The 12,835-nt window shown below is 55.4% G+C and carries 14 protein-coding genes; 12 read left to right on the top strand and 2 right to left on the bottom strand.

Going from position 1 to position 12,835, the window contains the following annotated elements; all coding sequences use genetic code 11:
* Nucleotides 1-29: 29 nt before the first annotated feature.
* Complete coding sequence (gene ttdR / locus OGX67_RS09170) at nt 30-971, bottom strand: L-tartrate utilization transcriptional activator TtdR (RefSeq protein WP_032950138.1); 942 nt, start codon at nt 969-971, stop codon at nt 30-32.
* 212 nt (nt 972-1,183) lie between these two features.
* Here ttdR and ttdA point away from each other — a divergent pair, with 212 nt between their 5' ends.
* The 10 genes from ttdA to ureG all read left to right on the top strand — a co-directional run bounded on the left by ttdA (nt 1,184) and on the right by ureG (nt 9,255).
* Complete coding sequence (gene ttdA / locus OGX67_RS09165) at nt 1,184-2,092, top strand: L(+)-tartrate dehydratase subunit alpha (RefSeq protein ID WP_016150995.1); 909 nt, start codon at nt 1,184-1,186, stop codon at nt 2,090-2,092.
* Nucleotides 2,089-2,694 (top strand): L(+)-tartrate dehydratase subunit beta, encoded by a 606-nt coding sequence (gene ttdB, locus OGX67_RS09160; protein ID WP_032937359.1) that lies wholly within the window; start codon nt 2,089-2,091, stop codon nt 2,692-2,694. The genes ttdA and ttdB overlap by 4 nt, the downstream gene beginning before the upstream one ends.
* A 47-nt stretch (nt 2,695-2,741) precedes the next feature.
* Complete coding sequence (locus OGX67_RS09155; RefSeq protein WP_032950139.1) at nt 2,742-4,205, top strand: anion permease; 1,464 nt, start codon at nt 2,742-2,744, stop codon at nt 4,203-4,205.
* A 121-nt stretch (nt 4,206-4,326) separates the two neighbouring features.
* Nucleotides 4,327-5,151 carry an urease accessory protein UreD gene (locus tag OGX67_RS09150; protein ID WP_257651825.1) on the top strand — a complete coding sequence of 275 codons (825 nt, stop codon included), beginning with the start codon at nt 4,327-4,329 and terminating at the stop codon, nt 5,149-5,151.
* A 10-nt stretch (nt 5,152-5,161) separates the two neighbouring features.
* A complete protein-coding gene (locus OGX67_RS09145; protein ID WP_003024678.1) occupies nt 5,162-5,464 on the top strand; it encodes an urease subunit gamma in 303 nt (100 codons plus the stop codon).
* Between the two features lie 9 nt (nt 5,465-5,473).
* Nucleotides 5,474-5,794, top strand: coding sequence for an urease subunit beta (locus OGX67_RS09140; protein WP_003024680.1), 321 nt, complete (start codon nt 5,474-5,476; stop codon nt 5,792-5,794).
* Nucleotides 5,787-7,490, top strand: coding sequence for an urease subunit alpha (gene ureC / locus OGX67_RS09135; protein ID WP_257651790.1), 1,704 nt, complete (start codon nt 5,787-5,789; stop codon nt 7,488-7,490). The genes OGX67_RS09140 and ureC overlap by 8 nt, the downstream gene beginning before the upstream one ends.
* Before the next feature lie 8 nt (nt 7,491-7,498).
* A complete protein-coding gene (ureE, locus tag OGX67_RS09130; protein WP_257651789.1) occupies nt 7,499-7,957 on the top strand; it encodes an urease accessory protein UreE in 459 nt (152 codons plus the stop codon).
* Entirely contained in the window at nt 7,957-8,628 is a 672-nt protein-coding gene (locus tag OGX67_RS09125) for an urease accessory protein UreF (protein WP_257651788.1), read from the top strand. Before ureE ends, OGX67_RS09125 begins: the two co-directional genes overlap by 1 nt.
* A gap of 9 nt (nt 8,629-8,637) precedes the next feature.
* Nucleotides 8,638-9,255 (top strand): urease accessory protein UreG, encoded by a 618-nt coding sequence (gene ureG, locus OGX67_RS09120; RefSeq protein ID WP_003024692.1) that lies wholly within the window; start codon nt 8,638-8,640, stop codon nt 9,253-9,255.
* A gap of 37 nt (nt 9,256-9,292) precedes the next feature.
* On the opposite strand, the gene tsaD is transcribed toward ureG, so the two are convergent.
* Nucleotides 9,293-10,306 carry a tRNA (adenosine(37)-N6)-threonylcarbamoyltransferase complex transferase subunit TsaD gene (gene tsaD, locus OGX67_RS09115; RefSeq protein ID WP_003024694.1) on the bottom strand — a complete coding sequence of 338 codons (1,014 nt, stop codon included), beginning with the start codon at nt 10,304-10,306 and terminating at the stop codon, nt 9,293-9,295.
* A gap of 236 nt (nt 10,307-10,542) precedes the next feature.
* Between tsaD and rpsU the strand changes: the two genes are divergently transcribed.
* Nucleotides 10,543-10,758 (top strand): 30S ribosomal protein S21, encoded by a 216-nt coding sequence (gene rpsU / locus OGX67_RS09110; protein WP_001144069.1) that lies wholly within the window; start codon nt 10,543-10,545, stop codon nt 10,756-10,758.
* A 237-nt stretch (nt 10,759-10,995) separates the two neighbouring features.
* The gene (dnaG, locus tag OGX67_RS09105; protein WP_003024697.1) at nt 10,996-12,741 is read left to right on the top strand and encodes a DNA primase; all 1,746 of its coding nucleotides are present in this window, start codon (nt 10,996-10,998) and stop codon (nt 12,739-12,741) included.
* The last annotated feature ends 94 nt before the right edge of the window (nt 12,742-12,835 follow it).

Genomic DNA, 12,835 nt, shown 5'->3' with positions numbered 1-12,835 from the left:
TTATTGTCGGATAGCGACGCGTCGGCGTCTTATCCGGCCTCGGGGATGTGATACCCCTCCACCGGTTTGCCTAATCGGTTCTGACACCACGTCGCCAGAAACTCCACGCACACGCGAAGCTTCACGCTGCGATACAGCGGCTCCTGATAAACCGCCCAGATATTAGCGCTCTGCGCATAGTCCGACAGCACACGCACCAGCTCGCCGCTGGCCAGAAACGGTTGTACGTCCCATTCAGAACGCAGCATGATCCCTTTTCCCTGTAGTGCCCACTGCAGCACAATCTCACCGCTGTTAGAAGAAAGATGTCCCGCTACCTTAACCGACTTTTTCTCCTGACCGTTATCCAGTTCCCACACCCCGTGAGTCATATCCCGTTCTTTGGTGACCAGACAATCATGCCGAATTAATTCCTGTAACGTCGTCGGCTCACCGTATTTTTGTAAATACGTCGGTGCTGCGCATAATATCCTTTTATTTTTCGTTAACAAATGAGCAATATAATAATCAGGAATTTCATCATTGATACGAATATCCAAATCGATATTATCCTGCGCCAAATCAATTTGCCGATCGTAAAGTTCAAAATGTACCTGTAATTCAGGATAGCTGTGCATCAATTCTGTAATTGCCGGTGCAATATAACTGCGCCCAAAACCAAAGCTACAGCCGATACGAATCATTCCTGCCGGACGCGTTTTGAGTTGCGTAACGTCATCGACCAAATGTTGATAACCTGCGAGGATCGCTTGCGCGTGTTCATAGCAACGTTGGCCACTCTCCGTTAGCGCCACGCCGCGCGCCGAGCGGCTTAGCAACGTAGCCCCTAGCGTGGACTCGAGGATCTGAATGCGCTTCGTCACAAACGCTGGCGTCTGGCCCAGCGTCGCAGCGGCGGCGCTAAAGCTGCCGCTATGAACAATTTCAACCAGCACCTGTAGGTCTTTCGCCAGGGGATACGTATTCAGCATGATCGGTAATCCGTAATGTGATTAACCGCAGTGTAATTCTCCCATACGTATTAAACCCTGCCCTGGCGCAATTTTTATTGCCTTATCTGGACATCATTCACGAACTGTTAATTAGATATTCACAGTGCCAAATAATATAAAACCACATTTTTAGTGGTAGTTTGTGGCGGAGAATTTATTTCCAGACAAATAAAAGAACTGGAGTTAATAAGATGAGCAATCAAAATAACCAACATGCGATAACTACGCTGACGAACATTGTCGCCGACTTTACCGCCATGATTTCTACCCGCATGCCTGACGATGTTGTGGATAAATTAAAACAGCTGCGTGAAGGCGAAACCTCGCCGATGGGTAAAATCATCTACCACACCATGTTTGACAACATGCAGAAAGCTATCGACCTGAACCGCCCTGCCTGTCAGGACACCGGGGAGATTATGTTCTTCGTGAAGGTCGGTTCCCGTTTTCCGCTACTTGGCGAACTGCAAAGCATTCTGAAGCAGGCTGTTGAAGATGCCACGGTAAAAGCGCCGCTGCGCCATAACGCGGTTGAGATTTTTGACGAAGTGAATACCGGAAAAAATACCGGTACCGGTGTGCCGTGGGTCACTTGGGACATCATCCCTGATAACGATGACGCGGAAATCGAAGTCTACATGGCAGGCGGCGGCTGTACGCTGCCGGGGCGCTCGAAAGTATTAATGCCTTCTGAAGGCTATGAAGGCGTGGTGAAATTTGTCTTCGAAAATATCTCCACGCTGGCAGTTAACGCCTGTCCTCCGGTGCTGGTGGGCGTGGGTATTGCCACCTCTGTCGAAACCGCTGCCGTGCTTTCTCGTAAAGCGGTGCTGCGCCCAATCGGATCACGCCATCCAAACCCAAAAGCGGCAGAACTGGAACTGCGCCTGGAAGAAGGACTTAACCGTCTGGGCATTGGGCCGCAAGGGTTGACCGGGAATAGCTCAGTGATGGGCGTGCATATCGAATCCGCCGCACGCCACCCGTCGACTATAGGCGTTGCCGTCTCTACCGGCTGCTGGGCGCATCGTCGCGGTACGCTGTTGGTTCATGCCGACCTCTCCTTCGAAAACCTGTCTCACACCCGGAGCGCGTTATGAAAAAGATCCTCACAACCCCGATCAAAGCCGAAGATCTGGCAGACATTCGCGTTGGCGATGTCATTTACCTGACCGGCACGCTGGTGACCTGCCGTGACGTTTGCCACCGTCGCCTGATCGAACTGAAGCGCCCGATTCCTTATGACCTGAACGGCAAAGCCATTTTCCATGCGGGCCCGATCGTCCGTAAGAACGGTGAAAAATGGGAGATGGTCTCCGTCGGTCCAACTACCAGCATGCGTATGGAAGCGTTTGAGAAAGACTTTATCGAGCAGACGGGCGTCAAGCTGGTGGTCGGCAAAGGCGGCATGGGGCCGCTGACGGAAGAAGGCTGCAAACAGTTCAAAGCGCTGCACGTCATCTTCCCGGCTGGCTGTGCGGTCGTGGCGGCTACTCAGGTTGAAGAAATTGAAGAGGTACACTGGACCGAACTCGGCATGCCGGAATCTCTGTGGGTATGCCGGGTAAAAGAGTTCGGCCCGCTGATCGTTTCCATCGATACTCACGGTAATAACCTGATTGCCGAAAACAAAAAGCTGTTCGCTGAACGTCGCGATCCTATCGTCGAAGAAATCTGCGAGCACGTGCACTACATCAAATAACCCTCCCGGAGGGGCGAACGCCTCTCCCTCTTCGCAGGGATACAACAATGGCACCTTTAGCTGGTTGGTGGCGATACCTGGCTCCGCTGGTGGTCATCGCCATTATTGCTGTTCTGCCCGTCCCCACCGGTCTTGAGAGTCACACCTGGCTCTATTTTGCCGTCTTTACCGGTGTGATTGTCGGGCTTATTCTGGAACCTGTACCGGGCGCGGTGGTGGCGATGATTGGCATTTCGATCATCGCAGTCCTTTCACCGTGGCTGCTGTTCAGTCCGGAGCAACTCGCGCAGGACGGTTTTAAATTTACCGCCAAATCGCTGTCGTGGGCGGTATCTGGATTCTCAAACTCGGTCATCTGGCTGATCTTCGCGGCCTTTATGTTTGGTACCGGCTATGAGAAAACCGGCCTTGGTCGGCGAATCGCGCTGATGCTGGTGAAAAAGATGGGGCACCGGACGTTATTTCTCGGCTATGCGGTGATGTTCTCCGAACTTATCCTCGCTCCCGTCACGCCTTCCAACTCCGCGCGCGGAGCCGGAATAATCTACCCGATTATCCGCAACCTGCCGCCGCTGTATAACTCGCAGCCCAATAGCGCCAGTTCACGCTCCATTGGCTCGTACATCATGTGGATGGGCATTGTCGCTGACTGCGTTACCAGCGCTATTTTCTTAACGGCGATGGCACCGAACCTGCTGTTGATCGGCCTGATGAAAGGCGCGTCCCATACGGCGCTGAGCTGGGGCGACTGGTTCTTAGGCATGCTGCCGCTGAGCATTTTACTGGTGCTGATCGTGCCGTGGCTGGCGTACCTGCTGTATCCACCGGTGCTGAAATCCGGCGATCAGGTTCCACGTTGGGCGGATACAGAGCTAAAAGCGATGGGACCGCTCTGCGCTCGCGAGAAAAAGATGCTGGTACTGATGGTCGGCGCGCTGGTGCTGTGGATCTTCGGCGGCGACTACATTGACGCCGCAATGGTCGGATACAGCGTGGTGGCGTTGATGCTGGTACTACGCATCATTAGCTGGGATGACATCGTCAGCAATAAAGCCGCATGGAACGTCTTTTTCTGGCTGGCCTCGCTGATAACGCTCGCCACTGGGCTCAATAACACCGGTTTTATCACCTGGTTCGGCAAACTGCTGGCGGGAGGACTGAGCGGCTATTCGCCGATGATGGTGATGGTGGCGCTGATCGTGGTGTTCTATCTGCTGCGCTACTTCTTTGCCAGCGCCACGGCGTATACCTCTGCCCTCGCGCCGATGATGATTGCCGCCGCGCTGGCAATGCCGGAAATCCCGCTACCGGTCTTCTGCCTGATGGTCGGCGCCGCCATTGGTCTGGGCAGCATTCTGACCCCGTACGCCACCGGTCCTAGCCCTATCTACTACGGCAGCGGTTATTTGCCAACGGTGGATTACTGGCGGCTCGGCGCTATTTTTGGCCTGATTTTCCTCGTGCTGCTGGTGATCACCGGTCTGGTCTGGATGCCCCTCGTTTTGCTGTAATCTCCCTTGGGCGGCGTATTGTCGCCCCTTTATCCATAAGCTTCTCATATGATCGATTTCCCGATGCGCTGAGGCATACTTTTTTGTATGCAAACACCCTCATGCTGATAGGGGAAACGCTCTGGACACGGTTGCGCACGAGACACTCACACGGGGCTGGCAGGCCGAACTGGAACTGCATTTTTCCTGCTCCGGGCACAAAACGGTGCTCGCCTCGGCGCGTCATCATGGTCCATTGACGGTTCAGCGCCCGTTTTACCCGGAAGAAGACGTCTGCCACCTCTATTTGCTGCATCCACCTGCGGGGATCGTTGGCGGGGATGAGCTTCATATTGCCGTCACACTCGACGAAAACAGCCATGCGTTAATCACCCAGCCCGGCGCGGGCAAGTTTTATCGCAGCCGAGGGCCGCAGGCATTGCTGCGCCAGCATTTTACCCTCGCCTCGCACGCCACGCTGGAGTGGCTGCCGCAGGATACGATCCTCTTTCCCGGCGCCAACGCCGCTATTCAGACCGTCTTTCATCTGACATCCGCAAGCCGCCTGCTGGCCTGGGATCTGCTGTGTCTTGGCCGACCGGTTATGCAGGAAACTTTCAGCCACGGCATGCTGCAAAATCGCCTGGAAGTGTGGCGAGATGGGCTGCCGCTGCTGATAGAACGCTTGATATTGCAGGAGGGGAATCTGAGCGGCGTCGCGCATCATCCTTGGGTCGGCACGTTGCTGTGTTATCCGGCCAACGAACACATGCTGGAGGGCACGCGGGAGCGGCTTATGGCGCTTGGCGATTACGCCGGGGCAACGCTTAACGACTCGCTGCTGACAATCCGTTTTCTTGCTAACGACAACCTGGTTGTTCAGCGCGTTATGCGTGACATCTGGCAATTTTTGCGCCCGCTGCTGACACATAAAACGCCTGTACTCCCGCGAATCTGGCAAACCTAAGAGAACCCTTATGGAACTGACCCCCAGAGAAAAAGATAAGTTGTTGCTGTTTACCGCCGCGCTGGTGGCGGAACGTCGCCTGGCCCGCGGGCTGAAGCTGAACTACCCGGAATCGGTGGCGCTGATTAGCGCTTTCATCATGGAAGGGGCGCGCGACGGGCAAACCGTGGCCGCACTGATGGAGGACGGGCGTCACGTGCTGCGCCGCGATCAGGTGATGGAAGGCGTACCGGAAATGATCCCGGATATTCAGGTTGAAGCCACCTTTCCGGACGGATCGAAGCTGGTCACTGTCCACAATCCGATCGTCTAAGGAGCGGCAATGATCCCAGGTGAATATCAGATCGCAAAAGGCAGTATCGCACTTAATCAGGGGCGAGAGATCTGCACGATCGTGGTGGAAAATCATGGCGACAGGCCCATCCAGGTGGGATCGCACTATCACTTTTTCGAAGTGAACCCGGCGCTGCACTTTGACAGGCTGGCCGCACGCGGCTTTCGTCTGAACATTGCTGCGGGCACAGCGGTGCGTTTTGAGCCAGGACAAAAACGCGAAGTCGAACTGGTGCGCGTTGCTGGCGCACAAAGGATCGTGGGTTTTCGCAGCGAAGTGATGGGCGCGCTGGAGGCAGATAATGAGTGACATTTCCCGGCAGGCGTACGCCGACATGTTTGGCCCAACCACCGGCGATAAAGTGCGCCTGGCGGATACCGACCTGTGGATCGAAGTGGAAAAAGACTTCACCACCTACGGTGAAGAGGTCAAATTCGGCGGCGGAAAAGTGATCCGCGACGGCATGGGCCAGGGGCAAATGCGCGCCGATGCATGTGTGGATCTGGTGATAACCAACGCGCTGATCGTCGATCACTGGGGGATCGTGAAAGCGGATATTGGTATCAAAGCCGGCAGGATCTTCGCCATCGGCAAGGCAGGTAATCCCGATATTCAGCCCAACGTTACGATCCCGATAGGCGTGGGAACTGAAGTCATCGCCGGGGAAGGCAAGATCGTCACCGCAGGCGGTGTGGATACGCATATTCACTGGATCTGCCCACAGCAAGCGCAAGAGGCGCTGGTTTCCGGCGTGACGACGATGATCGGCGGCGGCACCGGTCCGGCCGCGGGCACTCACGCCACCACCTGTACGCCGGGTCCGTGGTACATCGCACGCATGCTGCAGGCGGCAGACACGTTACCAGTTAACATCGGTTTACTGGGCAAAGGTAACGGCTCAAATCCTGACGCCTTGCGCGAGCAAATCACCGCGGGCGCAATTGGCCTGAAAATCCATGAAGACTGGGGTGCCACGCCCGCCGCTATTGACTGCGCACTGACCGTGGCCGACGAGATGGACATCCAGGTCGCGCTGCACAGTGACACGCTCAATGAGTCCGGTTTCGTGGAAGATACGCTGGCGGCGATTGGCGATCGCACCATTCATACTTTTCACACCGAAGGCGCGGGCGGCGGTCATGCGCCGGATATCATCACCGCCTGCGCGCATCCGAATATCCTGCCCTCCTCTACGAACCCGACGCTGCCCTATACCATCAACACCATCGACGAGCATCTCGACATGCTGATGGTTTGCCACCATCTCGATCCGGATATCTCCGAAGACGTGGCCTTTGCCGAATCGCGCATTCGCCGGGAAACGATCGCTGCCGAAGATGTGCTGCATGACATTGGCGCCTTTTCCCTGACCTCGTCCGATTCACAGGCAATGGGGCGCGTGGGCGAAGTGATCCTGCGCACCTGGCAGGTGGCACACCGTATGAAGGCGCAGCGTGGACCTTTGGCAAAAGAAACCGGCGACAACGACAACCTGCGCGTTAAACGCTACGTCGCCAAATACACCATCAATCCGGCGCTAACCCACGGTATCGCCCATGAAGTCGGCTCCGTTGAGCCCGGCAAACTGGCCGATCTGGTGCTGTGGTCACCGGCCTTCTTTGGCGTAAAACCAGCGACGATCGTTAAAGGCGGGATGATCGTCTGTGCGCCGATGGGCGACATCAATGCCTCGATTCCCACCCCACAGCCGGTGCATTACCGCATGATGTTCGGCGCACTTGGCGCAGCGCGGCATCACACCCGGCTGACCTTTATTTCGCAGGCCGCTGATGCGCAAAACATCGCGCAGCAGCTCAACCTGCAAAGCGCCATCGCCGTCGTTAAAGGCTGCAGAACAGTGAAAAAGGCCAACATGATCCACAACGACCTGCAACCCAATATCACCGTCGATGCTCAGACCTACGAGGTGCGTATTGATGGCGAACTGATTACCAGCGAACCGGCAAACGTTTTGCCGATGGCACAACGCTATTTTCTGTTTTAGGAGTGACGATGATCTACCTGACCCAACGCCTTGACCACGCTCACCACGTCACCGCAAGCGTCACGCTACCCATTGATATGCGGGTAAAAAGTCGTGCCAGAGTGGCGCTGAACGACGGTCGCGAAGCCGGGCTGATGCTACCGCGCGGTTTGCTGTTACGCGGTGGCGACCTGCTGACCACCGACGATGGCAGCGAGGTGATCGAAGTGATCGCCGCGCCGGAGTTGGTTTCCGTGGTGCGCTGCGCCGATCCTTTCCTGCTCGCCAAAGCCTGTTATCACCTCGGCAATCGCCACGTTCCGTTGCAAATTCTGCCCGATGAGCTGCGCTACCACCACGATCATGTGCTGGACGCCATGCTGCGCCAGTTCAACCTCGAGGTGACGTTCGCCCAGTTGCCGTTTGAACCGGAAGCAGGCGCTTATGCCAGTGAATCACACGGGCATCATCACGGCCATGCGCACTGATGCATAACACCCAACAACTGCGTCTGATGCAGCTCGCCAGCAGCGCACTCCCGGTGGGGTCGTTTACCTGGTCCCAGGGTCTGGAGTGGGCGGTGGAGATTGGCTGGGTGAAAAGCATCGATGACTTCTCTGCCTGGCAAATTCAGCAGATGGAGCAGAACTTTTTTACCGTCGACCTACCGCTGCTGGCGAGACTGTATCGCGCCTGCGAGCAGGACGATCTCGACGCCGCACGCCGCTGGAGCGCTTACCTGTTGGCCTGCCGGGAAACCCGCGAACTGCGGGATGAAGAACGCAGTCGGGGCGCGGCGTTTACGCGGCTGGTCACCGACTGGGAGGCGGATTGCTCGCGAGAGTGGCGCACTCTCTTCGCCGACAGCCAACTCTGCGGCATGGCCTGGCTGGCCGTGCAGTGGAGAATTCCCCTGACCGAACTGGCGTTAAGCCTCGGCTACAGCTGGATTGAGAGCGCTGTGATGGCTGGCGTCAAGCTGGTTCCTTTTGGACAACAGGCGGCCCAGCGTTTGATTATTGCGCTCTGCGATCGCTATGCGCAGGGTCTGGCACAGGCGCTGGCGACGCCTGACGCCAGTCTCGGCTCCGCAACGCCGTTGGCCGCTATCGCGTCTGCCCGGCATGAAACCCAATATTCCCGATTATTCCGCTCCTGAGGAGAAAAAATGAGTAACTACAAGCATCCCCTGCGTGTGGGCGTTGGCGGCCCGGTCGGTTCCGGCAAAACGGCGCTGCTGGAAGCGTTATGCAAATCCATGCGCAGCAGCTATCAACTGGCGGTGGTGACCAACGATATCTACACCAAAGAAGATCAGCGCATTCTCACCGAGGCGGGCGCACTGGAGCCAGACAGGATCGTCGGTGTGGAAACCGGCGGCTGCCCGCATACTGCTATCCGCGAAGATGCGTCGATGAATCTGGCTGCCGTAGAGGCGCTGAGCGAGAAATTCGGCAATCTGGATCTGATTTTTGTGGAAAGCGGTGGCGATAACCTGAGCGCCACCTTCAGTCCGGAATTAGCGGATCTGACGATCTATGTGATCGACGTTGCCGAAGGCGAGAAGATCCCGCGTAAAGGCGGTCCAGGGATCACTAAATCCGATTTTCTGGTTATCAATAAAACCGATCTGGCCCCTTACGTCGGCGCCTCGCTGGAGGTGATGGAACGCGATACCCTGCGTATGCGCGGCGAGCGTCCGTGGACGTTCAGCAATTTAAAATCCGGAGAGGGTCTGGAAAAAATTATCGCGTTTCTGGAAGAGAAAGGAATGCTGCGGATGTAGCGTCTTGCCCGGTAACATTACGCCACCGGGCAAAAAATCACGCCGCCGGTAATTCCGCCAATGGCCAGCGTGGGCGCACGGTTACGCCAAGATCCGCCGTTGCGCCTGCTTTAAAACGTACCATGCCCGCGTAGGCGATCATCGCCCCGTTGTCGGTACAAAATTCCGGACGCGCGTAAAATACTTCGCCACGACGTTTTTGCATCATCTCGGCCAGTTTTGCGCGCAGCGTACGGTTCGCGCTCACGCCCCCCGCCATCACCAGACGTTTAAAACCGGTTTGATCCAGCGCGCGTTTGCACTTGATCATCAGCGTATCAACTACCGCATCTTCAAAGGCACGAGCAATATCTGCGCGCGTCTGATCGTCATTTTCGTTATTACGAATAGTATTCGCGGCAAAGGTTTTCAGCCCGGAGAAGCTGAAATCCAGCCCCGGACGATCGGTCATCGGGCGCGGGAAGACAAAACGTTTTTCAACGCCTTGCGAGGCCAGCTTTGACAACATTGGACCGCCAGGATAATCCAGCCCCAGCAGCTTGGCGGTTTTGTCGAACGCTTCGCCAGCAGCATCATCAATCGATTCGCCGAGTAATTCATACTGACCGATACCGGTGACGCTGATCAGCTGCGTGTGCCCGCCAGAAACCAGCAGCGCGACGAACGGGAACGCAGGGGGATTATCTTCCAGCATTGGCGCCAGCAGATGCCCTTCCATGTGGTGCACAGGAATTGCCGGTACGCCCCAGGCGAACGCCAGCGAACGTCCTACGGTTGCGCCAACCAGCAGCGCGCCAACCAGACCAGGACCTGCGGTATACGCCACCGCATCGATCTCTTTTGCCGTCAGTCCCGCCTCTTTCAGCGCGGCCTGGATCAGCGGTACGGTTTTACGTACGTGATCGCGCGAGGCCAGTTCTGGCACTACGCCGCCGTAGTCAGCGTGTAATTTCACCTGACTATACAATTGGTTGGCTAAAAGACCTTTTTCATCGTCGTAAATGGCGATGCCGGTTTCATCGCAGGATGTTTCAATACCCAGTACACGCATGACTTGTTTTACCTCGCTCTATTACCGCGCAGTGTAGGACCAATGCGGGTTGATGTAAAACTTTGTTCGCCCCAGGAGTTCCGCTCGTGTATACTCCTTGTCCTTATAAAAGTCCCTTTCAAAATCGCGTCGGTGCTTTACAAAGCAGCAGCAATTGCAGTAAAATTCCGCACCATTTTGAAATAAGCTGGCGTTGATGCCAGCGGCAAACCGAATTTATTAAAGGTGAGAGTTACATGCCGGTAATTAAAGTACGTGAAAACGAGCCGTTCGACGTAGCACTGCGTCGCTTCAAGCGTTCATGCGAAAAAGCAGGTGTTCTGGCGGAAGTTCGTCGTCGTGAGTTCTATGAAAAACCGACTACCGAACGTAAGCGCGCTAAAGCTTCTGCTGTGAAACGTCACGCGAAGAAACTGGCTCGCGAAAACGCACGCCGTACTCGTCTGTACTAATCCATTGAGAGCCAAAGCTCTCAATTCAGACTGAGTTGTAGTTGTAAGGCCGTGCTTCCGGAAGGAATGCGCGGCTTATTTTCGTTTATACACGTCATCATTCAAGCTGCCTCAGTGTTGGCTGCAGTCGCTCACCCCAGTCACGTACTGATGTACGCTCCTGAGGATTCGCTTCCTTGCCGCCTTGATGCATCCTGAATGATTTTGTGTATATGAGTCATCAAAAAACAGGGGCTTATGGCTGGACGAATTCCTCGCGTTTTTATCAATGACCTGCTGGCAAGAACCGACATCGTCGATCTCATCGACGCGCGGGTAAAGCTGAAAAAGCAGGGCAAAAATTATCACGCGTGCTGTCCGTTTCATAACGAAAAAACCCCCTCTTTCACCGTAAACGGTGAAAAACAGTTTTATCACTGCTTTGGGTGTGGCGCGCATGGCAACGCCGTCGACTTTCTCATGAACTACGACAAGCTCGAGTTTGTGGAAACCGTCGAAGAACTGGCCGCAATGCACAACCTTGAAGTGCCCTATGAAGCAGGCAGTGGCCCCAGTCAGATAGAGCGCCATCAACGGCAAAGCCTTTATCAATTGATGGATGGCCTGAACACTTTTTATCAACAGTCTTTGATGCAACCCGCCGCTACCCCTGCGCGCCAGTACCTGGAAAAGCGAGGATTAAGTAGCGACGTTATCACCCGTTTTGCTATTGGTTTTGCGCCCCCCGGCTGGGACAACGTCCTGAAACGGTTTGGCGGCAATGCTGAAAATCGCAAATCGCTGGTTGATGCGGGGATGTTGGTCACCAACGATCAGGGACGCAGTTACGATCGCTTCCGCGAACGGGTGATGTTCCCCATCCGCGACAAACGTGGTCGGGTCATTGGTTTTGGTGGACGCGTGCTGGGCGATGCCCTGCCGAAGTATCTGAACTCCCCGGAAACCGATATTTTCCATAAAGGTCGCCAGCTGTATGGTCTTTATGAAGCCCAGCAGGATAACGCCGATCCACAGCGCCTGTTAGTGGTAGAAGGCTATATGGATGTGGTGGCGCTGGCGCAATACGGCATTAATTACGCCGTGGCATCCCTTGGGACGTCAACCACCGCCGATCACATCCAACTGTTGTTCCGCGCAACGAACAACGTAATTTGCTGTTACGACGGCGACCGTGCCGGACGCGACGCAGCATGGCGCGCGCTGGAAACCGCACTGCCCTATATGACAGACGGACGCCAGCTACGCTTTATGTTTTTACCTGACGGCGAAGATCCCGATACGCTGGTGCGCAAAGAAGGGAAAGAGGCCTTTGAAGCGCGGATGGAGCAGGCGCTGCCGCTCTCTGCGTTTTTATTTAACAGCCTGTTGCCGCAGGTGGATTTGAGTACCCCAGACGGACGCGCACAGCTCAGCACGCTGGCATTACCGCTGATTACTCAGGTACCAGGCGAAACGTTGCGCATTTACCTGCGACAGGAGTTGGGAAACAAGCTCGGCATTCTGGATGACAGCCAGCTTGAACGTTTAATGCCAAAACTGGCAGAAAATGGGGCTTCCCGCCCTGTTCCACAGCTAAAACGTACGACCATGCGTATACTTATAGGGTTGCTGGTGCAGAACCCGGAGCTCGCCCCGCTGGTTCCACCGTTAGGCGCACTGGATAGCAATAAGCTGCCTGGACTTGGCTTATTCAGAGAACTGGTCAACACTTGTCTGGCTCAGCCAGGTCTGACCACCGGGCAACTTTTAGAACACTATCGTGGCACAAATGATGCTGCGACCCTTGAAAAACTGTCGATGTGGGACGATATAGCAGATAAAGATATCGCAGAAAAAACCTTCACCGACTCACTCAACCATATGTTTGATTCGATGCTTGAACTGCGCCAGGAAGAGTTGATAGCTCGTGAGCGCACACACGGTTTAAGCAGCGAAGAACGCCGGGAACTCTGGACGCTGAACCAGGAACTGGCCAAGAAATAAGAGAAAGACAAAACAAAGACAAAATCATTCGCGTTGTATCAAGGCAGCAAGTAAACGAACGCAGCTAACGCAGAGACAACGTGAAAGATGAAGT

This window comes from Citrobacter sp. Cf118, assembly GCF_030334095.1.
Lineage (GTDB): Bacteria > Pseudomonadota > Gammaproteobacteria > Enterobacterales > Enterobacteriaceae > Citrobacter > Citrobacter freundii.
Note: the sequence above shows the minus strand (reverse complement) of the source record. Positions and strands in the feature narration are given on the sequence as shown.